The sequence below is a fragment of the Leisingera aquaemixtae genome, assembly GCF_006740765.1.
Taxonomy (GTDB): Bacteria; Pseudomonadota; Alphaproteobacteria; order Rhodobacterales; family Rhodobacteraceae; genus Leisingera; species Leisingera aquaemixtae.
This window is the reverse complement of record NZ_CP041159.1, coordinates 2590886-2613427: the sequence shown is the minus strand read 5'-3', so window position 1 is coordinate 2613427 and position 22542 is coordinate 2590886. Positions and strand designations below refer to the sequence as shown.

The following is a 22542-nucleotide window of genomic DNA, read 5'->3' as shown; positions in this document are numbered from 1 at the left end:
GTTTCACCTGGCCGCAAAGAACTCCGCCAGCAGGTCGAACACCAGCCGGATCCGGCGGCTGGTATGCAGCTCGCGGTGGGTGGTCAGCCAGACCGGGAAGGTGATTGCATCGCTGCCGGGCAGCAGCCGCTCCACCTCTGGCGCGGCGGCGGCGACCTCGTCCGACATCGGGGTGATGCCGAACCCCTGCCGGACCAGTTCCCAGGCCACCAGGCCGCTGTTGGAACCGATGCGGAAGTTCTCCGCCGTGACCGGGATACCCATCGGGTCCAGATAACCAATCATCCGCTCCGTATCGCCGAATCCGACGAAATCATGGGTCCCCAGCTCCGCGAAGGACGCTGGTCGGCCGCGCCGGTTCAGATAGCTTTTGGCAGCATAGAAATGCCCGGTGGCCTCCTGCACCAGGCGGGCGATCAGCTCGGGCTGATCGGGGCGGACATGGCGGATGGCAATGTCCGCCTCGCGCCGCATCAGGTCGCGGATATCGTTGGCGGCCACCACGTCGATGGTGAGCTTCGGCGCTCGCTGGCGCAGCTGGTGCAGCACCGGCGGCAGCACATGTGCCGACATCACATCCGAGGCGGTGATCCGCACCGTGCCCTCGATGGACTGCGCCTGGCCGGAGGCGGCCAGGGTCAGACCGTTCGCGGCCTCGCCCATCTTGCGGCTGTGGGACAGCAGCTCGTGCCCGGCTTTGGTCAGCGCCAGGGCACGGCCGAGGCGTTCAAACAGCAGCACGCCCAGTTCCGCCTCCAGCGCCGCGACCTGGCGCGAGAGTGTCGGCTGGGTGAGGCCAAGCTGGCGCGCGGCTGCGGACAGCGATCCCGTCTCGGCAGTGGCCAGAAACGCGCGAATATGGTTCCAGTCTGGGTTTTCCATGCAAATATGTATAACAACCTTGCGGATTTCGGCAATTTCTCTGTGGTCCTTGCATGGATAGGCTCAGGGTCAGCAAGGAGAGCCGCCATGACAGCCGATGCCCGCTTTTGGGACAGAATCGCCCCGAAATACGCCAATGCCCCGATCCGGGACCTCGATGCCTACCGCTACACGCTGGAGCGGACCCGGTCTTACCTGAAAGGCAGCGACAGGGTGCTGGAGCTGGGCTGCGGCACTGGCTCCACCGCGATTGCGCTGGCCGCCAGCGCGGCTGAGATCACTGCCACCGACCTGTCTGAGGGGATGCTGAAGGTGGGGCGGGAACGGGCCTGGAATGCGGCGGCAGCAAATGTGGATTTCCGCTGCTGCGGCGTGCTGGACGCGCCGGAGGGGCCGTTTGATGCGGTGATGGCCTTCAACCTGCTGCATCTGCTGCCGGATCTGGAGGCGGCGCTGGCCTCGATCGCGGCCAAACTGCCCGCGGGCGGACTGTTCATATCCAAGACACCCTGCCTGGGCGAGGCGCGGGGGTCCTGGAAGTACTGGATGTACAGCATTGCGATTCCGCTGATGCGGCTGGCAGGCAAGGCGCCCGGCCATGTGGATTTCCTGGATATCCGCACGCTGGAGGCAGCAGTGCAGCGCGCAGGCTTTGAGATCATCGAGACCGGCAACTACCCGGCGGACACGCCCGGGCGCTACCTGGTGGCGCGGCGCCGCTGAGGCGTTGCCTTTTGCGCCGGCGCGCTAGGTTACGGGGTGGAGGCGTCCCGGATGTTTGAGGACCGGATCACTGCCGGGCTTCAGCTGGCCGAGAGACTGGCTGAACTGGAGATGCAAGACCCCGTGGTGCTGGCGCTGCCGCGGGGCGGGGTCCCCGTGGCGCTGCCCATTGCGCAGAAACTGAACGCACCCCTGGACCTGATCCTGATCCGCAAGATCGGTATGCCCGCCAACCCGGAGCTGGCGGCCGGCGCGCTGGCGGAGGGCAGCAAACCCATTTTCAACGACGCCCTGCTGCAGGCCATGGGCATGAAGCCGGAGGATTTTGTCTCTCAGGTTGCCGAGGCGCGCAAGGAAAATGCCGCCCGCCGCGCCAGCTATTTGCAGGGGCGCGACCCTGTGGATCTGGAGGGCCGCACCGTTATCGTGGTGGATGACGGCATCGCCACCGGCGCGACCTTCATGGCGGCGCATTTCTGGCTCAAGGAACGCAAGCCTGCAGAGGTGATCCTGGCGGTGCCGGTGGCGCCGCCGGAAGCGGTGGACGAACTGCGCCCGCTGGTGGATACTGTGGTCTGCCTGCTGAGCCCCAGGGAATTCTGGGCGGTCGGCGCGCATTACAGGGATTTTGCACAGACCAGTGATGATGAGGTCACGGCTGCCTTGGCTGCGGCCCCGCAGGCTGGCGCAGGAAAGGACAAGACGTGGTATTGAAGGTATATCTTTCGGGCGAGATTCACACCGATTGGCGGGAGCAGATCATCGATGGCGCACAAGGGCTGGAGGTGAGCTTCAGCGCGCCGGTCACCGATCACGATGCCAGCGACGATTGCGGCGTGGCCATCCTTGGGTCTGAGGAGAACAAGTACTGGCACGACCACAAGGGCGCGATGGTGAATGCGATCCGCACCCGCAAGGGGATCTCGGACGCCGATGTGGTCGTGGTGCGGTTCGGCGACAAGTACAAGCAGTGGAATGCGGCCTTTGACGCGGGCTATGCCGCTGCCCTGGGCAAATCCGTGATTGTGCTGAGCCCCCCGGAGCATCAGCACGCGCTGAAGGAAGTCCACGCGGCGGCGCTGGCGGTGGCAGAGGAGCCGCGCCAGGTGGTCGAAATCCTGCGCTATGTGCTGACCGGCACCCTGCCTGGATGAGCTGTCCGGTTCTGGAGACGGAGCGGCTGGTCCTGCGCCCGCATCGGGTGCAGGATTTTGCTGCCGTCGCGGCGCTCTGGGCGGAGCCGGAAGTGGTAAGGTTCATTTCAGGCCAGCCCTCGACCCTGCAGGAAAGCTGGACCCGGCTGCTGCGCTACATCGGCCATTGGCAGGCGCTGGGCTATGGCTATTGGGCGGTGACCCTGCGCGGCAGTGGCAAGTTCATCGGCGAGGCGGGATTTGCCGATTTCCGGCGCGCGATGGAGCCGCCGCTGGACGGCATCCCCGAAGCGGGCTGGGTGCTGGCGCCGCAGATGCAGGGCCGGGGGCTGGCAACCGAAGCGGTGCGCCGTATGCATCAGTGGGCGGCGGAGGCCACGGATTGGGCGGAGACCGCCTGTATCCTTGATCCCTCTCACGCGGCGTCCCAGCGGGTGGCGCGCAAGCTGGGATACACCCCTGCAGGCGAAGCGGTGTACAAGGACGCCCCGGCGCTGGTCATGAAACGGCCGGTCGCGCGCGTCTGAGGCGGGGGTCTCCCGCCCCTGAAGGCGCTTCGAAGGAAGCGCCATGCAGCGTTGGTCGGGGCGCCGCGCTTTGCGCGGCGCGGCGGTGGCCCGCCCGCTCGGGCGCCGCTGGGTTTTTACGGCGGTTTTCCCTTTTTGCGGTCATTCAACGCTTCGTTAAGCGCGGTGGCCTAGGGTGATGGAAAAGACACCAGACAGTTGACAGGGCAGCCGCTCGCTTAACCGGGCGATGCCGGGATATGCCATGACGAACCGCCGCAGACCCCCCTCGCAAATCACCCCGCAGATTGAGGATGCGGGCCTGTTCAAGCGCGAGGTGCGCGACGTTCCGGTGGAGCTGGTGCCGGTGTTCAGCCGCAACAACCGCCGCGATCTGGTGGTGACGGGGATCGTCCGGCCGGGGACTGAGATTGAAGTGGTATTTGCCGGCCGCCGGATGCGTGAAGCGGCAGCGCTGGTGGAGCGGATGAAGAAACTGCGGGCGCAGGGGGTGCGCGCGGCGATGACCGGGCATGACGCGATGGTCCGTATTCAGCAGCTGCGGCTGCCGGTCCAGGTGCGCGGCACCTGGCGGCTGCGGTTCGAACCCGATGCCTCCGGCTGGGAGGTCAAGAGCTACCAGCTGCTGGCCGCGCAATGGGCCTTTACCGATCTGGACGGGAGCACGGTGGTCTGCGGCTGGCCGCCCGAACAGCCGCAGGACAGGCGGCTGGAGCGGGGCCGTGCGGCGCGGGCGCGCCAGGCCGCCGCGAGTGCCGCCACCGCCGCCCGGGCGCGCTGAGCCGGCCGCTGCCGCAACGCAGAACGCCCCGCCGCAGGCGGGGCGCCGGGCCCAACGGGATGAGGCCCGCAGGGGCCGAAGACGGGCGGGAGGGCTTCAGCCTTCCTTTTTGACTTCCACTGTGTGCGGGTAGGGGATCGAGATGCCCTTGGCGTCAAACGCCTCTTTCACGCCCTGCATCAGGGCAAACTTCAGCTCCCAGTAATCCTCGGCCTTGCACCAGAGCCGTGCGGTCAGATCGACGGAGCTGTCGCCCAGATTGGTGACCCGGACCCAGGGTGCGGGGTCCTGCAGCACCCGGGCGTCGGCGTTCGCCTGCTCCAGGATGATCGCCTTGGCCGCCTCGGCGCTGTCGCCGTAGTCGATGCCGAACACCAGATCGGCGCGGCGGGTGGGGTGATGCGAGAAGTTGGTGATGATCGCGCCCCAGGCCTTGCCGTTGGGAACGATGATCTGCACGTTGTCCGGCGTCGCCAGCTCGGTCACGAAAAGGTTCAGATCCTTCACGGTGCCCGAGGTGCCGCCGATGTCGACAAACTGGCCGATCTTGTAGGGGCGGAACAGGATCAGCATGACCCCCGCGGCCAGATCGCTGAGCGTGCCCTGCAGCGCCAGACCGATCGCCAAAGTGGCGGCGCCCAGCATGGCGACCAGGCTGGTGGCCTCGATCCCGAAGATGTTGAGGATGGCGACCAGCACCACCAGCAGCAGCACCCAGCGCACCGCGCTGGCGGCAAAATTGCCTAGCGTCGGGTCGATCTGCGGCGTGTTGTTGATCCGCCGCCGCACCACGCTGCTGATCCAGCCGGTGGCAATCCAGCCGAGGATCAGCACCACCAGCGCCTTGGCGCCGCTCACCATCAGGGGCCAATAGGCGCCTGCCTCTTGCATCATCTGTTCCATCTGCGCTGTCCCTCCGCGCTGTCATTCATTGCGCCGGACTGTCGAGGAAGAGCCGGGCTGTGGCAATAGGGCGCAGCGGGGAAAGTTCGGGCGGTGAAGGCTCAACTGACGCGGGAGGCGTGAAGCGCTGCCAGCGCGGTGCAAGGGCTGGCGGCGGAGGGGGCGGTTTCTGCGGGTGCCTGACTGCGCCCTAAAGCACATTAAAAAGCCCCGCCGGTTGGGCGGGGACTTTCTGGTGCGGCAGAGAATGCCCCGTCTGGAAACAGAAGCGGCGGGCGGGGAACAGGCCGGGCGCTGGTCAGACCAGGTCGAACTCGTCCGCGCCCATTTCCTCAGCGGTTTCCGGCTCCGGCATGGCATAATCGTCCAGGCTCAGCGCTGCCATCAGGTTCTGTCCGGACAGATCTTCGATGCCGCTGAGCGCATCGTCATAGGCCGCCAACAGCGCATCGGCGTCCGCGAAGCCGCCCTCCGGCGCTGCAATGCGGAACAGCTCCCCCTGGGAGCCGTCCTCGCCAGGGCCGTAAAAGACGACGCCCTCCACCGCGGCCAGATTGCCGCCCATCTCATCCGACAGGTAATAAGACAGGTAGTTTTCAAAGGTGGGCTCGGTTCCCTCGGGAAGCGCAGGCACGCTGTAGGGGTTCGGATCGGGTTCTTCGTCCAGAATGTAGGTGCCCCCAAGCGGCTCGCCGGTTTCGGAAAACACCTCCCCGAAGAAAACCTTCCCATAGACGGGATCTTCCGGCTCCTCCGGCTCCTCGGGGTCGCTGCTGACGGCCTTGATCGAACCTGCGCCGGTGGTCGTTGAGGTGGCTCGGATGCCGAAAACGTCGATTTCATCCAGGTCTTCGATGTCCAGGGCAACCGTCATCGTATCCCCGGCCTGCAAGTAGGTTTCCTTGGTTTCTCCTTCCGGGCCTAGGCCGGGGCTGCTGAGTTCGGTGGCTTCGTCCCACTGCACCTTTTCGCCGTCCAGTCTGGCGCCGTTCATATTCAGCGGGCCGCCCAGGGATTCGCTGGAGCCGGAGAAGTCGTCATCGCCGAAGTAGACCGCGTTCACGTCCATGGCGCCTTCATCGACCGCGATATCGGCAAAGAATTCACCGTTCTCCTCGTAAACGGTGACGGTGTAGGAGAGGCCCTCCACCACATAGGTAAAGATCTTTGAAGTTTCAGGCATAGGGGTGCTTTCACTCATGACCGGAAATGGCTGAGCGGCCTTGCCCTGCCGGCCGTTGCTGTTCAGAAATGCCGCATTTTCACAAATTCGCCTTATTTTTAACAAAATTTGCGGGGGCTAAAAACCGCTCAGCCGGGAACAGATTTTACCGATTGTCTCCAATAGGTGAACAGCGGCTGGGCCGGGTGCACGGCTGCCTGCGGGTGACGCGCTGGACGTCCAGATAAGCAAAAGCCCCGCCGGTTGGGCGGGGCTTTCCCATTTTCACAGTGCTTGCGGGCCTAGGCCTTACTGCTTCAGCGCCAGTTTCGGCGACAGCACGTCCAGACCCAGGGCTTCGCCGACCGCGTAGTAGGTCAGCTGGCCAGCGTGCACGTTCAGGCCGTTCAGCAGATGCGGGTCGTCCTCGCACGCCTGGCGCCAGCCCTTGTTGGCCAGGTTCAGCATGAAGGGCAGGGTCGCATTGCCCAGGGCCTGGGTCGAGGTGCGCGCCACGGCGCCCGGCATGTTGGCCACGCAGTAGTGCATGATGCCGTCGACCTCATAGATCGGGTCGGCGTGGGTGGTCGCCTTGGAGGTCTCGAAGCAGCCGCCCTGGTCGATGGCAACGTCCACCAGAACCGCGCCCGGCTTCATCTCGGACAGCTGTGCGCGGGACACCAGTTTCGGCGCAGCCGCACCGGGAACCAGAACCGCACCGATCACCATATCGGCGTCGCGGACCAGCTCGGCAGTGGCGCCGGCGGTGGAGTACTGGTTCTTGAAGGAGCGGCCGAAGACGTCATCCAGGTACTTCAGGCGGGTCAGCGAGCGGTCGAGGATGGTGACATCCGCGCCCATGCCGGCCGCAATCTTGGCTGCGTGGGTGCCGACGACGCCGCCGCCGATCACCACAACCTTGGCCGGGGCCACACCGGGGACGCCGCCCATCAGCACGCCGCGGCCGCCGTTGGCCTTTTGCAGGGTATAGGCGCCAACCTGCGGGGCCAGGCGGCCGGCCACTTCCGACATCGGCGCCAGCAGCGGCAGGCCGCCGCGGTCGTCGGTGACGGTCTCGTAAGCAATTGCAGTACAGCCGCTTTCCAGCAGGTCCTTGGTCTGCTCCGGATCGGGTGCCAGGTGCAGGTAAGTGAACAGCAGCTGGTTTTCGCGCAGCATCTTGCGCTCAACCGCCTGCGGCTCCTTCACCTTGACGATCATGTCGGCGGTGGCAAAGATTTCCTCGGCGGTGTCCAGGATCGCCGCACCGGCAGAGACATAATCCTCGTCGGTGAAGCCTGCGCCCAGGCCTGCGCCTTGCTGGATCACAACCTCATGGCCGCGCAGGACGGCCTCGCGGGCGGCGTCCGGGGTCATGCCGACGCGGAATTCCTGCGGTTTGATTTCGGTGGGGCAGCCGATTTTCATCTGAGTATCTCCTCAAAACTCTCTGCGGTCATAATGCCGCAGGCAGCCCGGAATGTGCTGCTTTTTTGGGCGGATTAAAAACATGCCTTTCGAAGATTCTTCGCGTAATATGGCCGAACACAGCAAGGATCTTCGCATAATGCCGCTGGACGAAACAGATCGTCGCATACTCTCGGTACTTCAAAAGCAGGGACGCATCTCCAACGCGGACCTGTCGGAGCGGGTGAACCTGTCTGCTTCGGCCTGCCACCGGCGGGTGCAGCGGCTGGAGGCGGAGGGGTATATCCGCGATTATGTCGCGCTGCTGGATGCGCGCAAGATGAATGTGCCGTCGACGGTGTTTGTCGAGATCACCCTGTCTGGCCAGGCGGATGAGGTGCTGGACGCGTTTGAAAAGGCGGTGTCCAGAATCCCGGATGTGCTGGAGTGCCATCTGATGGCGGGGACGGCGGATTACATCCTGAAGGTGGTGGCGGAAAACACCGAGGATTTCGCCCGCATCCACCGCCAGCATCTGGCGCGCCTGCCAGGGGTGGCGCAGATGCAGTCGAGCTTTGCGCTGCGCACCGTGTTCAAGACCACGGCACTGCCGGTCTGAGGCGCTGGCGGGGGTGATTTGCGTGCACCTCCTGTACACCCTCTGTGCACCCCCAGCGCGCCATCCGCGCCAGCGGTGGACGGCGGCAGTAGCTGTTCCAGCCGGTTGCGCGGGCGCGCCTGGGCTTTGGGCTTGAATCCGGACGGAATTTCCGGTTGCCTTAAAGGAAGCTGCCGGCACGCGGTCTCCGGTCCGGGGGCGCAGCCGGCAGATGGTTTTCCGTTGCGCGCAGCCAGGTATTCCGCGGCTGTTCCGGCGGGATGACATCAAACATTCACATGCTGCCGGTAAAAGGCGGCGTTTGCACCACCTGACAAGGAAGGAACCCTGCCCGTGACCCGCGAATTTGAAACCGCATCCCTGGACTGGCTGGAAGCGGAGCTGCAGGACACGCTGGACGAGGATATCGAGATCGAGTTCTCCGAGCCGATGCTGAGCCAGGAGATCCGCAAGATTTATCGTGAGCAGCACCCGGAGATGCTCGACCGGCAGGTCTATTTCCGTAACCTCCTGCGGCTGCAGGCGGAGCTGATCAAGGTGCAGGACTGGGTGCAGCACACCGGCGCCAAGGTCTGCATTCTGTTCGAGGGCCGCGATGCGGCCGGCAAGGGCGGGGTGATCAAGCGGATCACCCAGCGGCTGGACCCGCGGGTGGCGCGGGTGGTGGCGCTGCCGGCCCCGAACCGCCGCGAGCAGAGCCAATGGTATTTCCAGCGCTACGTGCCGCATCTGCCTGCGGGCGGCGAGATCGTGCTGTTCGACCGCTCCTGGTACAACCGCGCGGGCGTCGAGCGGGTGATGGGCTTTGCCAGCGACGACCAGGTCGAGCAGTTCTTTCAGGACGTTCCAGAATTCGAGAGGATGCTGGTGCGGTCGGGCGTCATCCTGCTGAAATACTGGTTCTCGATCACCGACGAGGAGCAGCAGCTGCGGTTCATGATGCGCATTCACGACCCGATGAAACAGTGGAAGCTGTCGCCGATGGATCTGGAGAGCCGGATCCGCTGGGAGCAGTACACCAAGGCCAAGGAGGAGATGTTCAAGCGCACCAACATCCCCGAGGCGCCCTGGTATATCGTCGAGGGCAACGACAAGAAGCGCGAGCGGCTGAACTGCATCGAGCACCTGCTGACCAAGATCCCTTATGAGGAGGTGCCGGGCGAGAAGGTGGTGCTGCCGGACCGCAAGTACAATCCGGATTACGAGCGCCAGGTGCTGCCGGATGAGCTGTACGTGCCGAAAATCTATTGAGGCTTGAAGCCCCGGGCGCCGCAGCCCGCACATGAAAAAGGGCGCGCCGCAGCGCGCCCTTTCGCGGTTTGCCCGGTGGGGATCAGAACAGGAAGTCGCCTGCGCTGAGGTCTTGGGAGGTGATGCCTGCCAGCAGCATGCTGTCGCCGCCGGTGTCGGTGATCAGCAGGCCGTTTGCAGTCTGTTTGGCGTGGCTGTTCATCAGGTCGGAGTAGCTGGTGATGCCATCCGCCGCGCCCAGGTCGATGCGCTCGCCGCTGGCATTCGGGTTGAAATCGGTGACCGTGTCGTTGCCGCTGCTGAAGACAAAGATGTCAGCGCCGCTTTTGCCGGTCAGCCGGTCATTGCCCGAACCGCCGTCCAGAGTGTCGGAGCCGCTGCCGCCAATCAGCTTGTCCCTGCCGCCGCCGCCGTTCAGGTCGTCCGCGCCGCCGCCGCCGCGCAGAACGTCGTTGCCGGCACCGCCGTCCAGGCCGTCGCTGCCGGCCCGGCCAAGCAGCTTGTCGCGGCCGTCGTTGCCGCTGAGGCTGTCGCGGCCGCCGCTGCCGGTCAGGGTGTCATTGCCGCCCAGACCGTCCAGGCTGCCTGCGCTGCTGAGGGTCAGGATGTCATCGCCGGCGGTGGCGCCGGTGCCGGTGCTGCCGCCGGACCCGCCGCCGGAATTGCCGCTGTCGAGCTGCAGCGGCGCGCTGGTCTTGGCGAAGTTCTGGGTGACCATGACGGCGTCCCAGCCGTTGAAGCTGCCCTGCTCGATGCCGATGCCGATCACCTCGACATTGCCATTCAGGATGTTGGCGCGGTGGCCGGGGCTGTTCATCAGCGAATTGTGCAGGTCGACAACGTCATCGGCGAGACCGGCGGCGCCGCGCTCGCTTTGCCAGGCGATGTTTTCGGCCCAGGTCCAGCTGCCGGAAAAGACAAAGCCTGCGTCCTTCATCCGGTCGCCCGCGCTGGAGCCGCCAGCGCCGGTGTGGGAGAACACATCCTGCTGCAGCATCCACTCGCTGTGGTCTTCCGACGAATCGTTGAGGCGCAGCTCCAGCTGCACTGGATTGAGCCCGCGCGAAGTGCGCTCAGCGTTGATCAGGTCGAGCATCTGGCGCTCGAGTTCGCTTGCCTGTGACATCGTGTACTGCTCCGTGAGTGTGCCGGCTGTGCGGCGGTGCGCCAACCGGTTAACGGAAAACCAGAGGCCTGAAAGGGCGGCAGGGGGCAGAGGCGGGTTTGCGGCAAAGCTCTGCCCGAAGCGTGGGGCGCGATACGCGGAAACCTGCGCGCGAAGCACTGGCCAGCGGTCCGCATCCGCCACAGGCGCCATCCCGCCGCCGGACGGGGGCGGGGAGGGGCAGGGTGCGGAAAGGGATTCGGCCTATGGCTGCCAGGCGGCCGAGCAGAGGGGGATTTTCCAGCGGAGGGAACAGGAAGGCCGGGCGCCGGCGGGGGAAGCTGGCGGCGCCCGGCATCTATGGAAACCCGGAGAGGCGTGCCTTGTTTGCAGGGACCAAGACGGGCGCCGGTATTAAGGGGGGGACGCAGCCTGCCCCGGGTTTCAGAGTTCCGGGTGTTCCAGGCCCGGGCGGCGGGAGCAAAGTTAGGGAAACGCATCAGACTTGCCCGGCCGCAGTCCCTGTATAGCAGAACGGAAAGAAGAAATACACCCTAAAGATGTAATTCAAAATATCTCACGATTTTTGCGTGTGCTGCAAATTGCGCGGGCCGTGCGTGCAGCCGGTACAAATGACAAACCCCCGGGCGGGGCCGCGGGGGTCGTCTGATCTTATGTTCCGGCAGGTCCGGGGACCGCCGTAGTGCTGTCCAAAGCTGGAGAGCAAGGTATGCTTACAGCAGACCTTCGCGCTGGGCTTTCTTGCGTGCCAGTTTACGGGCACGGCGGATCGCTTCAGCTTTCTCGCGCGCTTTTTTCTCGGACGGCTTCTCGAAATGTTGCTTGAGCTTCATTTCGCGGAAGACGCCTTCACGCTGCAGCTTTTTCTTCAGGGCACGAAGCGCCTGATCGACGTTGTTGTCGCGAACACTAACCTGCATGTGGTTTTCACCACCTTTCTAAGTTGAGTTGCAAGGATTTGCAGGAAGTGGCCGTATAGCAAAGCGCGCTTATTTTGTCTAGTAGGGTGTCAGAACACTGCCAGCTGGAGGGTGAGATGACCGAAGACCAGGATCACGCGCAGGGCGATATCAGGGAAAAACTGCTGGATGCGGCACTGTTGCATGTGCCGTTTGACGGCTGGACGGAGGTGACGTTCCGCGCCGCCTGCCAGGACGCGGATGTGCCGGAGGTGCTGGCCCATGCGGTCTGCCCGCGCGGCGGAGTGGATCTGGCGCTGGCCTATCACGCGCGCGGCGATTCGCGGATGCTGGAACGGCTGGAGGCCGAGGATCTGTCCGGCCTGCGGTTCCGTGACAAGGTGGCGGCGGCGGTGCGCTTCAGGCTGGAGGCGGTTGACGACAAGGAGGCGGTGCGCCGCGGCACCACGCTGCTGACGCTGCCGCAGTATGCCGGCGACGGGGTCAAGGCGATCTGGAACACCTGCGACCTGATCTGGGAGGCGCTGGGCGACGGCTCGGACGATCTGAACTGGTACACCAAGCGCGCCTCGCTGGCCGGGGTCTATTCCGCCACGGTGCTCTACTGGCTGGGCGACGACAGCCTGAACCACCAGGCAACCTGGGATTTCCTGGACCGGCGCATCGACAATGTGATGGATTTCGAGAAGCTTAAAGCGGGGCTGCAGAAGAACCCGCTGCTGAAGCCGTTCCTGGTGGGGCCGAACTGGCTGGCGGAGCAGATCAAGCCGCCGAAAGACCGTGATGATCTGCCGGGGTCGCTGACCCCGCGGCGCTGAGCCGGACACAGGTTGACTGGCCGGACGGACCTGTCCGCAAAGCGCGCCGGCTGCGGCGCCTTTGCTGTTTGCGCATGCCCGGGCGGGTGCTAGGCAAGGGGCAAGGATCAGGAGGATATTTCCGATGACAGAGATGATGCGCGCCGTGGAGATCAGCAAGCCCGGAGGACCGGAGGTGCTGCAGCTGTGTGAACGCCCGGTGCCGCAGGCGGGGCATGGCGAGGTGGTGATCAAGGTGGCCTATGCCGGGGTGAACCGCCCCGACGCGCTGCAGCGCGCGGGCGCCTATGATCCGCCCAAGGGCGCCAGCGACCTGCCGGGGCTGGAAGCCTCGGGCGAGGTGGTGGCCGTGGGCGCGGGCGTTAGCGGTATCAGCGAAGGCGATCAGGTCTGTGCGCTGCTGCCCGGCGGCGGATATGCGGAATATGTGGCGACGCCTGCGGCGCATTGCCTGGCCGTCCCGGAGGGGCTGGACCTGAAACGGGCGGCCTGCCTGCCGGAGACCTTCTTTACCGTCTGGTCCAATGTCTTCACCCGCGGCGGCCTGAAGGCGGGCGAGCGGTTCCTGGTGCATGGCGGCTCGTCCGGGATCGGCACCACCGCGATCCAGCTGGCGCGGGAGTTCGGGGCGCGGGTGTTTGCCACGGCCGGTTCGGATGAAAAGTGCCAGGCCTGCCTGGACCTGGGCGCCGAGCGCGCGATCAACTACCGCGACGAGGATTTCGTCAAGGTGATGCAAAGCGCGGGCGGTGCCGATCTGGTGCTGGACATGGTCGGCGGCGATTACATTCCGCGCAACGTCAAGGCCATGGCCGAGGACGGGCGGCTGGTGCAGATTGCCTTTCTGCAAGGGCCGAAGGTGGAGCTGAACTTTGCCCTGATGATGGTGAAGCGGCTGACGCTGACCGGCTCGACGCTCAGGCCGCAAAGCGACCTGGCCAAGGCGCGGATTGCGCAGGATCTGCGCGAGGCGGTCTGGCCGCTCATTGAGGCTGGCAAGGTGGCGCCGGTGATGGACAGCGAGTTTGCGCTGGAGGACGCGGCCGCGGCGCACGCCCGGATGGAAAGCTCCGGCCATATCGGCAAGATCGTTTTGAAAGCCGGGTGATGCCTTGGGGGCACGCGAAAGGGCCGGCAGATCCGCCGGCCCTTTTTGTTGCGCGGCAGCAGCTACTGCACGGCGCGCCGGTACAGGTGCCAGGTGGCATGGCCCAGCACCGGCACCACGATGATCAGCCCGGCCAGGAACGGGATCGCGCCGATTACCAGCGCGGATCCGACAAGCGCGCCCCAGGTCATGCAGACCACGGGGTTCTTGCGCATCACCCTGATCGAAGTGGCCACCGCCACCGGCAGGCCCACGTGGCGGTCCAGCAGCAGCGGGAAGGACACGATGCTCATCGCCAGTGCGGCAAAGGCAAACACTGCGCCTACAACTCCCCCTGCAATGGCCATGATCCAGCCTGCGCGGGTGGTCAGCACGTCGGTGGCGAAGCTTGCGATCGAGGCCGGCGGCTCCGGCCCCAGGGTGCGGCTGTAGATCATGTCCGCCGCCACCAGCCAGATGACGAACAGCGCCGCCAGATACAGCCCCAGCACCAAAATGGCGCCAAAGGCCGGTGAACGGATGACGCTGAAGGCATCCACCCAGCGTGGCTCCAAACCTTCTTCGCGGCGCTTGGACATTTCATAGAGGCCGATTGCTGCGACCGGACCGAGGATCGCAAAGCCCATGATCATGGGCACGATCAGCGGCAGCAAGTTCATCGACAGGCTCATCACGATCAGCGCGATGCCGATGAGCGGATAAAACAGCACCAGGAACATCGCGTCGCTGCGGCAGGCGGCAAAGTCCTCCAGACCCGCGGCCAAAGAATGGATGATGTCATCCATGCTCAGGTCGCGTGCCTGGGGCAGGTCCCGGACGCCCTCGCTGCCCATTTCGCCAACAGTTTCACTGATATGGTGCCCGGTGGTTTCTGCACCCTGCAGAAGCCAGCTGAGCGGGTTACCGATTGTCTTTGCCATGCGCTTCCTCCTCCTCGCTGACCAAAACGGAAGTGCCGTTCAGGCAGGGCCGGGCGCGGCACGTGGGTTTATTGTAGCACGAAACGCGGCAAAGTCCGCTTCACAGCGCCTTTACTGCTGCGCGAGAAGAAGGCCGCCTTGCGGCGCCGGCCTCCGGCGGGAGTATTTGCGGAAAGATGAAACGGCGGCGGCTCAGGCCGCGTGCCCTGCAGCACTGCGGCGCCAGCTTCATCTTTCGCCGAAATATTCCGGGGTGAATTGGCCGAAAGGCCAAGAGGGGCAGCGCCCCTGCCTGGCCTGCACGCAGGGTCAGCGTACCGGCGCGAAGCGGGCGTTTTTCAGAGTGCAGTCCTTGATCGCATCGCGTCCGCAGGGGACAGGGGAGAGCGTTTTGGACAGGCAGATGCGGGCCTCCTGGATGGCGCCGTCCCGGCAGGTGATGGTCAGGCTGTCGCGCGACAGGGAGGGGTTCTCCTTCAGAAACGCATCTTCAACCACCGATGCGGGCAGGCTGACGGGTTTGTCCAGCTTGCGGAACACGGCGGGGCGGGTGACAGCGGCATAAGCCGCGCGCATCGCGCCGTAATAGTCCCGCGCGCTGAGGCCCGAGCAGGTGCCGTGTTTCTTCCACTGATGCCAGGCCAGGCCCGCGCTGCCCATGATGTCCGCCATCTCCCGGCTCATGGCGCGGCTCGGCGGCGCCTCAGCCGTGCGGCAATAGCTGGGCCAGCCGCGGTGGTACTGCGGCCAGAGCCCGTGCAGGGTCCATCCGTGATCGTGGCGGGCATCGCATTGGTCCGCGCCTTTGGCGTCGCCCTCCTGCGCGCACCAGTTCGGCGACCAGCTGAGCGCCAGCACGTAATAGTCGAACTCTCCCGCCGGCTCGCCCTCTGCCGCCGCAAGGGCGGCAAAACCGGTCAAAACAGCCGCCAAACCCAGCAATAACTTGCGCATTGGCCTCTTTCCTTATGAAATCAAGCTGACTATATAGGGCAGAAGTTCCCCGACAACGGAAACCTGCCCCGCCAGCCGGGGACGCCCTTTCAGGCGGCGGGAGAGATGTATCCGGGGATCAAGGTGTTTTAAGGAGATGAGCACATGGCAAAACCGTTGATGGCCAAGGCAACCGCCGTGTGGCTGGTGGACAATACCACGATCAGCTTCAAGCAGATCGCCGATTTCGTGGGCATGCACGAGCTGGAGATCCAGGGCATCGCCGACGGTGAAGTGGCGGTGGGCGTCAAGGGGTTTGACCCGGTGGCCAACAACCAGCTGACCCAGGACGAGATCGACAAGGCACAAGGCAACCCGCTGCACAAGCTGAAGCTCAAGTTCAACCCGGCGGCGGCCGGCGAGGAAAAGCGCCGCGGCCCGCGCTATACTCCGCTGTCCAAGCGCCAGGACCGCCCGAACTCGATCCTGTGGCTGGTCAAGTTCCACCCGGAGCTGAGCGACGGTCAGATCGCCAAGCTGGTGGGCACCACCAAGCCGACCATCCAGTCGATCCGCGAGCGGACCCACTGGAACATCGCCAACATGCAGCCGATCGACCCGGTGGCGCTGGGCCTGTGCAAGCAGTCCGAGCTGGACGCCGCGGTGCAGAAGGCGGCGGCCAAGAAAGCAGCCGAAGGCGGCGTTATGAGCGACGACGAGCGCCGCAAGCTGGTGTCCACCGAGCAGTCGCTGGAAATGGACGCGGAACCAAAGATTCCGAGCGCCATCGAAGGGCTGGAGACCTTCACCCTGGGCGGCGGCTCCTCCGATGAGGACGAGAAGAAGGAAGAGGATATCCGCGACGCCGACAGCTTCTTCAACCTGCCCTCAGGCGGCGACGACGAGGACGAGGACGAAGACTCCCGTCTCTGATCCTGCGGGGGCTCCGCGCCCCGGTTCGGGAAAATCATTAAAAAGCCGCAGATCCGGTGCTCCGGATTTGCGGCTTTTTCTGTTAGAATCGAGTCTCTAAGTTACAAGATGTTGACTATGCGCCGCCGATTTGCGCAGCATGATGTTGCGGGGCAATCGTGTTCCAGGTTGCCTGCGGTCAGTGAAGTCTGGGGGCGCCCTCGCCAAGAAGGGCGGTTTCCCACTGTGTCAGGGACGAATGTTAACGAGTGTTGCCAGCGGGCCGGTGCAGGACGCCAGCCTGCACGGGGATGGCAGGAGTACGGGATATGGACGCATCGGGGGTACCGCAGCTGGGGGACAGCTGCGGCTTGAATCTGGGGGCGCTGGCAGGCCTGCACGGGCTGGATTTCTGCCAGGAATTTGCGGGGCAGCTGGCCCGGGGAACGGGCGCGGATCTGGTGACCGTCGGCGAGCTGAGGGTCCGGGAGAGCCGGCGCATCAGGGTGCTGGCCAGCAGTTTCGACGGGCTGCCGCTGGGGGATTTCGAATACGCCATGCGCGGGGCGCCGTGCCGCGACGTGGTGCTGAGCGCTGCGCCGCAGGTACATCCTGGCCGGGTGCCGGAGCTGTATCCCGACGGCGGGATGTTCATCGAGGAAGGCCTGCGCAGCTATGCGGGGGTGGCCCTGAAGGACCCGGGCGGCGCGGCCTGCGGCCTGGTGCAGGCAGCCTGGCGCGAAAACATCGGCGACGGTTTGGCGCAGCAGGCGGTGGCGGTGATGCAGCAGTTTGCACCGCGGCTGGGCGCGGAGATTGCGGGCCTGCGGCGGCTGGCAGCCCTGGCGGCGCTGGCGGCGGGGCCGGGCAGCAGCTGTCCGCGGACGGCCGTGCGGCAGATTGCACAGGTGTTGCAGGGCGCGCTCCGGGTGCGGGGGGCTTTTGTTGCTGAATGCAGCGCGGGCAGGCCGGACCGAGGCCGGGTGGCGGCGTGCTGCATCGGCGGGCGGCTGGCGGATGCGGCTGAAGGCCGGGCTGTGCGCTATGATGCCGCCGGAGCGCGGCTGCCGAATGGCTGGGAGGCCGTTCAGCTGCCCGAGGGTCTGCGGCAGGCGCTGCCGCAACAGCCGCAGAACCGGGCTCGTTCCCTGCAATTCTGTTTTGGCTATCTGCTGCGGGATGCGGACGGCGCGGTGACGGGATGGCTTGGGCTGCTGCATGACCGCGGCATCGGGGCGGAGGCGCTGGAGCCGGATCTGACGGCGCTGATTGCCGCCCGCTGCGGCCAGGAGCTGCGCCGCTGCGCCGCCCGGCAGCGGCGCCAGCAGGCGGCGGCGGCACAGCTGGTCCGGCACAAGGCCGAGAGCCTGGGGCGGCTGGCGGGGGCCATCGCGCATGAGTACAACAACCTGCTGGCCTGGATGCAGGGCAGGGCTGAGCTGGCGATGGCGAATCTGGAGGCCGCGCATCCGGCGGAGCAGCATCTGCAGGCGGTGGAGCAGGGCCTGCGGGCCTCAGCCGGGCTGGTGCGGCAGCTGACAGGCTTTGTCAGGGGCGCCAGCGGTCCGGTGCCTGCGCCCTGTGATCTCAACGCTATCGTGCAAGAGGCGATGGAGCTGGTGCCCCTGGCGTGCCGGAAGGGCAAGGCGGTGGTGCTGGATCTGGCCGAAGGCGTGCAGGCGGCGCATCTGGACCCGGAGGAGGTGCGCGAGCTGCTGCTGAACCTGGTGCTGAACGCCGCGGAGGCCATCGGCCCAGGCGCGGGCACCATCACGGTAAAAACCCGGCGCACCTGCCTGGACGCCGCTGAGCGGCGGCGGCTGCTGAAGGGGCGCAGGATGGCGGCGGGCGACTGCCTGCTGCTGGAGGTTAGCGACACCGGCGGCGGCATGGGGCCGGACATGCTCACCCGGATCTTTGACCCGTTCTATACCACCAAGCCCGGCGGCCGCGGCCTGGGCATGGCAGTGGCGCTGGGCATCATCGGCCGCCATCAGGGCGGGCTGTCGGTGGAGAGCCGCGAAGGCGCGGGCAGTGTCATCCGCTGCTATTTCCCGGCTTGTGCGGCGGCAGCGGCGGCGGTGCCGCCGGCTGCGGCAGGGCGCGCTGCCGCGGTGCGGCGGATTCTGGTGGTGGATGACGAGGACACCGTGCGCCGCGCGGTGGCGGGGCTGCTGCAGCTGCGCGGCTGCGAGGTGGCGCAGGCAGACGGGTATGACGCGGCGCTGGCCCTGCTGGACGCGAAGGGGCCGTTTGACGGTGCGGTGATCGACATGAGCATGCCGGGGCGCGGCGGCTGGGAAACGCTGGCGGGCCTGCGGGCGGCGCAGCCCGGCTTGATGGCTGTGATGATGAGCGGTTTTGCGATCAGCGCGGCGGCGGCCGGGTTTCCGGACCTTGCGGATGTGCAGGTGCTGGACAAGCCCTTCACCAAGGAAAAGCTGTACAAGGCGCTGTTCCGTTAAAGGGTGGGCTGATCCGCAGTGCCGTGGTGCTGCGGGCAGGACGCTCCCGCGCCGTCAGATTTCCTTGCGCGCGCTGAGAGCCGCGGAGATGGTGCCGTCGTCCAGGTAATCCAGCTCGCCGCCGATCGGCACCCCTTGCGCCAGCGAGGTCAGTTTCACCTGCCCCTGCAGCTGGTCGGCGATGTAATGGGCGGTGGTCTGGCCGTCGATGGTGGCATTCAAGGCCAGGATCACCTCGCTGACGCCTTCGGTGGCGACCCGGTCCACCAGCCGGGGAATGCGCAGATCCTCCGGCCCCACCGCATCCAGCGCCGACAGGGTGCCGCCCAGCACATGGTAGCGGCCCTTGAACACGCCCGCGCGCTCCATCGCCCAGAGGTCGGCGACATCCTCGACCACGCACAGCTCGCCGTTGGCGCGCCGTTCGTCGGTGCAGATCGGGCAGATCTCGCTGGTGCCGGCATTGCCGCAGTTGAGGCATTCGCGCGCCGTTGCCGCCACCTCGCTCATCACGTCGGCCAGGGGCGTCAGCAGCAGTGCCCGCTTGCGGATCAGATGCAGCACCGCGCGCCGGGCCGAGCGCGGCCCCAGCCCCGGCAGCTTGGCCATCAGGGCAATCAGGTCTTCGATTTCGCTGGTGGAGTTCTTGATCATGCCGCGGGCCCTTTTCTTCCCAGCCATATAGGCTGATCGGGGCAGGGAAGCGCAAGGGCCGGGCAGGAAAATGTTCGGGGTTTGTTTTTCCGCGGGCCGGGTCTATGCCCTGGCATGACTGAGGGAGGGGCGGCATGGAAAACGGTGTATCGCGGGAGGATAACGGGGTCCGGCAGCTGCGGTTTGCCCGGCTGACGGAGGTGCCGCCGCAGGAGATTGCCCGCCATATGAGCGACCTGCGGATGGCAGAGCATATGCCGCTGCTGACAGGGGCCTGGGACGCCGCCGCTGCCAGGGATTTCGTGGCCGCGAAGGAATCCTGCTGGCGGCGCGACGGGCTGGGCCATTGGGCGTTTCTGCGCGGCGAGGATTACCTCGGCTGGGGCGGGTTTCAGAAAGAAGGAGCCGAGTGGGATTTCGGTCTGGTGCTGCGGGCGGATTGTTTTGGACTGGGGCCGGCCATTGCCCGCAAGGCGCTGGCGTTTGCCCGCCAGGATCCGCGTATCCCCTTTGTCACCTTCCTGCTGCCGCCGACGCGGCGCCACATGCGCCCGCTGGCGCGGCTGGGCGCGGTTCAGACCGGGGAAGTCCAGTACCAGGGGCAGCGGTTCCTGAAGTTCCGGCTGGAGACGCGGTGAGGCGGGCCTGTACAGGCAAAAGAAAAGGCGGCTCCGGGTCGTCGCCGGGCCGCCTTTTGCAAAGGGATATCTGTGCCGCTTAGAACGGCAGCTTGATGTCCTTGGGCAAGCCCATGCTTTCGGTCAGCTTGGTCATCTCTTCCTGCGCTTTCTCGGCCGCTTTGGCCTGAGCGTCCTTGATCGCGGCCAGGATCAGGTCCTCGACCACTTCCTTGTCGTCGCCGTTGAAGATCGACGGGTCGATGTCCAAGCCTTTCAGGTCGCCCTTGGCGGACGCGGTTGCCTTGACCAGGCCTGCGCCGGCCTCGCCGGTCACCATGACGTTGTGCAGGTCTTCCTGCATCTGCGCCATCTTGGTCTGCAGTTCCTGTGCCGATTTCATCATCTTGGCCATGTCGCCAAGACCGCCGAGGCCTTTAAGCATCTGTGTTCTCCTAAGTGCGGGGGCGCAGGGCGCCGTAAGTCATGCCCGCACATATCGCAATTGCGAGCGCAATGAACAAGTGGGGGGAGGCTGTGCAGTCCTGGATTATGCCGAGGACGTTCTTATCGTCAAAGAAAAGCTCATGATTATCGACGGCTATGACGAATGCCAGAACGCCCCAAAACGCGCCCGCGAGTGCAAACGGCAGGCGCTTTCTGCTGTACAGCGCGAATCCGGCAAGGGCGAAAAGGGTCAATGCAACAGGCTTGACCGAGAGCCGCAGAAGCACTTCCCACGCGCTGTCGATGGTTTCGTCCGGTGCAAAGCAGGTGTTGGCGAAGGCGGCCGCCGGCAAGGTGAGCGAGAGGGCCGTCAGGCAAACCGTTACTCTTCCTCGAACGGATCCCATTCATCCTCCACCTCGGGCAGGGCGTCGGCGGCAACTTCGGCGGCCAGTTCCTCCGGCGTGCGGATGCGGGTGATCTTGGCCTTGGGGAAGCTTTCCAGCACCGCTTGCACTAGCGGATGCGCGGTGGCCTTCTCGCGCAGGGCGTTCTCGGCGGCGTCGCGGATTTCGGCAATGGTGGGGGCGTCGCCATCCGGCGCGATGGAGACCACCCAGCGGGCGCCGGTCCAGTTCTGCAGCGCGGAACCAAGCCGGGCAGCCAGATCCCGCGGCGCCTGTGCCGAAGGGGTGAATTCGATCCGGCCAGGCTGGTAAGAGACCAGCCGCACGCCGGTTTCGACCTCGACCAGCAGTTTCACATCGCGGTTGGTGCGGATCAGTTCGACCACATGCTCAAAACTCGGGTAGCGGGCCAGCGCGGAGCTGACCTGCGGCGCCAGCGCCATCACCGTGCCGCCGCCGCCACGGGCTATTGGTGCGCCGTCGGCCGGACCGCCTTGGGCGCTGGCGGGCGCGGTGCCGCCAAGCGCCGGAGCGCCCATGCCCTGCATCGGCGCACCGCCGCCGGGCCCGGATGGCGGCAGCGGCGGGGGCGGGGTGTCCTGCAGTTTGCGGATCAGTTCCTCGGGCGAGGGGAGGTCGGCCACATGGGTGATGCGGATCACCGCCATTTCCGCCGCCATCATCGCGTTCGGGGCGGCGGCGACTTCCTCCAGCGCTTTCAGCAGCATTTGCCACATGCGGGTGAGGACGCGCATCGGCAGCGCGCCGGCCATCGCCTGCCCGCGGGCACGCTCATCCGGGCTGACGGTGGGGTCTTCTGCCGCATCGGGGGTGATTTTGACGACCGACACCCAATGGGTGATCTCCGCCAGATCGCGCAGCACCGCCAGCGGGTCGGCGCCCTCGGCGTATTGCGCGCTGAGTTCGGTCAGCGCCGCCGCCGCATCGCCACGCAGGATCATGTCCATCAGGTCCAGCACCCGGCCGCGGTCGGCCAGGCCCAGCATGGCGCGGACCTGATCGGCGGTGGTCTCGCCGGCGCCGTGGGAAATCGCCTGATCCAACAGCGAGGTCGCATCGCGGGCAGAGCCCTCGGCGGCGCGGGTGATGAGCGCCAGCGCGTCGTCGGCAATCTGGGCGCCCTCAGCCGTTGCGATCTTGCGCAAGAGGGCAATCATCACCTCCGGCTCGATCCGGCGCAGGTCGAAGCGCTGGCAGCGGGACAGCACTGTCACCGGCACCTTGCGGATTTCGGTTGTGGCGAAGATGAACTTCACATGCGCAGGCGGCTCCTCCAGCGTCTTCAGCAGCGCGTTAAATGCGCTGGTCGACAGCATGTGGACCTCGTCGATGATGTAGATCTTGTAGCGGGCGGAGGCGGCGCGGTACTGCACCGAGTCGATGATCTCGCGGATGTCGTTGACGCCGGTGCGGCTGGCGGCGTCCATCTCCATCACGTCCACATGGCGGCCTTCCATGATCGCCGTGCAGTGCTCGCATTTGCCGCAAGGATCGGTGGTGGGGCCGCCCTGGCCGTCCTCGCCGACGCAGTTCATGCCCTTGGCGATGATCCGCGCGGTGGTGGTTTTGCCGGTGCCGCGGATGCCGGTCATGATGAAGGCCTGGGCGATGCGGTCGGCGGCGAAGGCGTTTTTCAGCGTCCGCACCATGGCGTCCTGGCCCACCAGATCGGCAAAGGTCTCGGGCCGGTACTTGCGGGCCAGAACCTGATACTGGGATTGGCCGGTGCCGCCGGTGGTGCCGCTGGGGATGTCGTTCATGATCTCTCGTGCCGGATTCGGATTG

General features: G+C 65.8%; 24 protein-coding genes. 12 read left to right on the top strand and 12 right to left on the bottom strand.

All coding sequences use genetic code 11. The features are described from left to right. Positions 1-3 precede the first annotated feature (3 nt). The gene (locus R2C4_RS14445; protein WP_141891181.1) at positions 4-882 is read right to left on the bottom strand and encodes a LysR family transcriptional regulator; all 879 of its coding nucleotides are present in this window, start codon (positions 880-882) and stop codon (positions 4-6) included. A gap of 87 nt (positions 883-969) precedes the next feature. On the opposite strand from R2C4_RS14445, the gene R2C4_RS14440 reads away from it, so the two are divergent. The 5 genes from R2C4_RS14440 (at position 970) to R2C4_RS14420 (ending at position 4067) form a co-directional block, all read left to right on the top strand. Then, a complete protein-coding gene (locus R2C4_RS14440; protein ID WP_141891180.1) occupies positions 970-1605 on the top strand; it encodes a class I SAM-dependent methyltransferase in 636 nt (211 codons plus the stop codon). A 51-nt stretch (positions 1606-1656) separates the two neighbouring features. Continuing rightward, positions 1657-2319, top strand: coding sequence for a phosphoribosyltransferase (locus R2C4_RS14435; protein ID WP_141891179.1), 663 nt, complete (start codon positions 1657-1659; stop codon positions 2317-2319). Further along, complete coding sequence (locus R2C4_RS14430; protein ID WP_141891178.1) at positions 2310-2759, top strand: YtoQ family protein; 450 nt, start codon at positions 2310-2312, stop codon at positions 2757-2759. Before R2C4_RS14435 ends, R2C4_RS14430 begins: the two co-directional genes overlap by 10 nt. Further along, positions 2756-3286 carry a GNAT family N-acetyltransferase gene (locus tag R2C4_RS14425; protein ID WP_141891177.1) on the top strand — a complete coding sequence of 177 codons (531 nt, stop codon included), beginning with the start codon at positions 2756-2758 and terminating at the stop codon, positions 3284-3286. Before R2C4_RS14430 ends, R2C4_RS14425 begins: the two co-directional genes overlap by 4 nt. A 244-nt stretch (positions 3287-3530) precedes the next feature. Next, positions 3531-4067: a hypothetical protein gene (locus tag R2C4_RS14420; RefSeq protein WP_141891176.1), complete on the top strand. Its 537-nt coding sequence runs from the start codon at positions 3531-3533 to the stop codon at positions 4065-4067. 96 nt (positions 4068-4163) lie between these two features. On the opposite strand, the gene R2C4_RS14415 is transcribed toward R2C4_RS14420, so the two are convergent. The 3 genes from R2C4_RS14415 to ald all read right to left on the bottom strand — a co-directional run bounded on the left by R2C4_RS14415 (position 4164) and on the right by ald (position 7560). Beyond that, the gene (locus tag R2C4_RS14415; protein WP_141891175.1) at positions 4164-4970 is read right to left on the bottom strand and encodes a mechanosensitive ion channel family protein; all 807 of its coding nucleotides are present in this window, start codon (positions 4968-4970) and stop codon (positions 4164-4166) included. Between the two features lie 298 nt (positions 4971-5268). Continuing rightward, positions 5269-6153 (bottom strand): hypothetical protein, encoded by an 885-nt coding sequence (locus R2C4_RS14410; RefSeq protein ID WP_141891174.1) that lies wholly within the window; start codon positions 6151-6153, stop codon positions 5269-5271. Between the two features lie 288 nt (positions 6154-6441). Then, the gene (gene ald, locus R2C4_RS14405; RefSeq protein ID WP_058285057.1) at positions 6442-7560 is read right to left on the bottom strand and encodes an alanine dehydrogenase; all 1119 of its coding nucleotides are present in this window, start codon (positions 7558-7560) and stop codon (positions 6442-6444) included. A gap of 139 nt (positions 7561-7699) precedes the next feature. Here ald and R2C4_RS14400 point away from each other — a divergent pair, with 139 nt between their 5' ends. Together R2C4_RS14400 and ppk2 are read left to right on the top strand one after the other, a co-directional pair. Then, positions 7700-8158, top strand: a complete 459-nt coding sequence (locus R2C4_RS14400) for an Lrp/AsnC family transcriptional regulator (RefSeq protein ID WP_058285058.1) — start codon at positions 7700-7702, stop codon at positions 8156-8158. Positions 8159-8491: 333 nt separating this feature from the next. Further along, positions 8492-9409 (top strand): polyphosphate kinase 2, encoded by a 918-nt coding sequence (ppk2, locus tag R2C4_RS14395; RefSeq protein WP_058285059.1) that lies wholly within the window; start codon positions 8492-8494, stop codon positions 9407-9409. A gap of 82 nt (positions 9410-9491) precedes the next feature. Here ppk2 and R2C4_RS14390 read toward each other — a convergent pair whose 3' ends face one another. Next, on the bottom strand, positions 9492-10535 hold the full coding sequence (locus R2C4_RS14390; RefSeq protein ID WP_141891173.1) for a CAP domain-containing protein: 1044 nt from the start codon (positions 10533-10535) through the stop codon (positions 9492-9494). Between the two features lie 713 nt (positions 10536-11248). Next, positions 11249-11455 (bottom strand): 30S ribosomal protein S21, encoded by a 207-nt coding sequence (rpsU, locus tag R2C4_RS14385; RefSeq protein WP_005614280.1) that lies wholly within the window; start codon positions 11453-11455, stop codon positions 11249-11251. Between the two features lie 116 nt (positions 11456-11571). Between rpsU and R2C4_RS14380 the strand changes: the two genes are divergently transcribed. After that, positions 11572-12273: a COQ9 family protein gene (locus R2C4_RS14380; RefSeq protein ID WP_141891172.1), complete on the top strand. Its 702-nt coding sequence runs from the start codon at positions 11572-11574 to the stop codon at positions 12271-12273. A 124-nt stretch (positions 12274-12397) separates the two neighbouring features. Next, positions 12398-13381, top strand: coding sequence for an NAD(P)H-quinone oxidoreductase (locus R2C4_RS14375; RefSeq protein WP_141891171.1), 984 nt, complete (start codon positions 12398-12400; stop codon positions 13379-13381). Positions 13382-13443: 62 nt separating this feature from the next. Here the strand turns inward: R2C4_RS14375 and R2C4_RS14370 are convergent, their stop codons facing one another. Together R2C4_RS14370 and R2C4_RS14365 are read right to left on the bottom strand one after the other, a co-directional pair. Beyond that, entirely contained in the window at positions 13444-14301 is an 858-nt protein-coding gene (locus R2C4_RS14370; protein ID WP_141891170.1) for a DUF2189 domain-containing protein, read from the bottom strand. A gap of 309 nt (positions 14302-14610) precedes the next feature. After that, complete coding sequence (locus tag R2C4_RS14365) at positions 14611-15255, bottom strand: ribonuclease T2 family protein (protein ID WP_058285064.1); 645 nt, start codon at positions 15253-15255, stop codon at positions 14611-14613. A gap of 144 nt (positions 15256-15399) precedes the next feature. Between R2C4_RS14365 and R2C4_RS14360 the strand changes: the two genes are divergently transcribed. Together R2C4_RS14360 and R2C4_RS14355 are read left to right on the top strand one after the other, a co-directional pair. Next, positions 15400-16167 carry a DUF1013 domain-containing protein gene (locus R2C4_RS14360; protein WP_141891169.1) on the top strand — a complete coding sequence of 256 codons (768 nt, stop codon included), beginning with the start codon at positions 15400-15402 and terminating at the stop codon, positions 16165-16167. A 308-nt stretch (positions 16168-16475) separates the two neighbouring features. Then, positions 16476-18611, top strand: coding sequence for an ATP-binding response regulator (locus R2C4_RS14355; protein WP_141891168.1), 2136 nt, complete (start codon positions 16476-16478; stop codon positions 18609-18611). 54 nt (positions 18612-18665) lie between these two features. Here R2C4_RS14355 and recR read toward each other — a convergent pair whose 3' ends face one another. Then, positions 18666-19265: a recombination mediator RecR gene (recR, locus tag R2C4_RS14350; RefSeq protein WP_058285067.1), complete on the bottom strand. Its 600-nt coding sequence runs from the start codon at positions 19263-19265 to the stop codon at positions 18666-18668. Positions 19266-19399: 134 nt separating this feature from the next. Between recR and R2C4_RS14345 the strand changes: the two genes are divergently transcribed. Next, the gene (locus R2C4_RS14345; protein WP_141891167.1) at positions 19400-19903 is read left to right on the top strand and encodes a GNAT family N-acetyltransferase; all 504 of its coding nucleotides are present in this window, start codon (positions 19400-19402) and stop codon (positions 19901-19903) included. Between the two features lie 79 nt (positions 19904-19982). Here R2C4_RS14345 and R2C4_RS14340 read toward each other — a convergent pair whose 3' ends face one another. Genes R2C4_RS14340 through R2C4_RS14330 form a run of 3 tightly spaced genes read right to left on the bottom strand, consistent with a single transcriptional unit; the run spans position 19983 to position 22517 of the window. Next, positions 19983-20327: a YbaB/EbfC family nucleoid-associated protein gene (locus R2C4_RS14340; RefSeq protein WP_008556296.1), complete on the bottom strand. Its 345-nt coding sequence runs from the start codon at positions 20325-20327 to the stop codon at positions 19983-19985. A gap of 10 nt (positions 20328-20337) precedes the next feature. Continuing rightward, positions 20338-20736, bottom strand: coding sequence for a hypothetical protein (locus tag R2C4_RS14335; protein ID WP_141891166.1), 399 nt, complete (start codon positions 20734-20736; stop codon positions 20338-20340). Next, entirely contained in the window at positions 20712-22517 is a 1806-nt protein-coding gene (locus tag R2C4_RS14330; RefSeq protein ID WP_141891165.1) for a DNA polymerase III subunit gamma/tau, read from the bottom strand. The genes R2C4_RS14335 and R2C4_RS14330 overlap by 25 nt, the downstream gene beginning before the upstream one ends. Between the last annotated feature and the right edge of the window lie 25 nt (positions 22518-22542).

Bases quoted from the DNA above. Each gene is read 5' to 3' on its own strand.
- R2C4_RS14370 (WP_141891170.1), bottom strand. From the start codon at position 14,301: ATGGCAAAGACAATCGGTAACCCGCTCAGCTGGCTTCTGCAGGGTGCA.
- R2C4_RS14425 (WP_141891177.1), top strand. From the start codon at position 2,756: ATGAGCTGTCCGGTTCTGGAGACGGAGCGGCTGGTCCTGCGCCCGCAT.
- R2C4_RS14360 (WP_141891169.1), top strand. From the start codon at position 15,400: ATGGCAAAACCGTTGATGGCCAAGGCAACCGCCGTGTGGCTGGTGGAC.
- R2C4_RS14440 (WP_141891180.1), top strand. From the start codon at position 970: ATGACAGCCGATGCCCGCTTTTGGGACAGAATCGCCCCGAAATACGCC.
- R2C4_RS14410 (WP_141891174.1), bottom strand. From the start codon at position 6,153: ATGCCTGAAACTTCAAAGATCTTTACCTATGTGGTGGAGGGCCTCTCC.
- R2C4_RS14375 (WP_141891171.1), top strand. From the start codon at position 12,398: ATGACAGAGATGATGCGCGCCGTGGAGATCAGCAAGCCCGGAGGACCG.
- R2C4_RS14390 (WP_141891173.1), bottom strand. From the start codon at position 10,535: ATGTCACAGGCAAGCGAACTCGAGCGCCAGATGCTCGACCTGATCAAC.
- R2C4_RS14420 (WP_141891176.1), top strand. From the start codon at position 3,531: ATGACGAACCGCCGCAGACCCCCCTCGCAAATCACCCCGCAGATTGAG.
- R2C4_RS14400 (WP_058285058.1), top strand. From the start codon at position 7,700: ATGCCGCTGGACGAAACAGATCGTCGCATACTCTCGGTACTTCAAAAG.
- R2C4_RS14355 (WP_141891168.1), top strand. From the start codon at position 16,476: ATGGACGCATCGGGGGTACCGCAGCTGGGGGACAGCTGCGGCTTGAAT.
- R2C4_RS14435 (WP_141891179.1), top strand. From the start codon at position 1,657: ATGTTTGAGGACCGGATCACTGCCGGGCTTCAGCTGGCCGAGAGACTG.
- rpsU (WP_005614280.1), bottom strand. From the start codon at position 11,455: ATGCAGGTTAGTGTTCGCGACAACAACGTCGATCAGGCGCTTCGTGCC.
- R2C4_RS14335 (WP_141891166.1), bottom strand. From the start codon at position 20,736: ATGGGATCCGTTCGAGGAAGAGTAACGGTTTGCCTGACGGCCCTCTCG.
- R2C4_RS14445 (WP_141891181.1), bottom strand. From the start codon at position 882: ATGGAAAACCCAGACTGGAACCATATTCGCGCGTTTCTGGCCACTGCC.
- R2C4_RS14345 (WP_141891167.1), top strand. From the start codon at position 19,400: ATGGAAAACGGTGTATCGCGGGAGGATAACGGGGTCCGGCAGCTGCGG.
- R2C4_RS14415 (WP_141891175.1), bottom strand. From the start codon at position 4,970: ATGGAACAGATGATGCAAGAGGCAGGCGCCTATTGGCCCCTGATGGTG.
- R2C4_RS14365 (WP_058285064.1), bottom strand. From the start codon at position 15,255: ATGCGCAAGTTATTGCTGGGTTTGGCGGCTGTTTTGACCGGTTTTGCC.
- ald (WP_058285057.1), bottom strand. From the start codon at position 7,560: ATGAAAATCGGCTGCCCCACCGAAATCAAACCGCAGGAATTCCGCGTC.
- R2C4_RS14330 (WP_141891165.1), bottom strand. From the start codon at position 22,517: ATGAACGACATCCCCAGCGGCACCACCGGCGGCACCGGCCAATCCCAG.
- recR (WP_058285067.1), bottom strand. From the start codon at position 19,265: ATGATCAAGAACTCCACCAGCGAAATCGAAGACCTGATTGCCCTGATG.
- R2C4_RS14340 (WP_008556296.1), bottom strand. From the start codon at position 20,327: ATGCTTAAAGGCCTCGGCGGTCTTGGCGACATGGCCAAGATGATGAAA.
- R2C4_RS14380 (WP_141891172.1), top strand. From the start codon at position 11,572: ATGACCGAAGACCAGGATCACGCGCAGGGCGATATCAGGGAAAAACTG.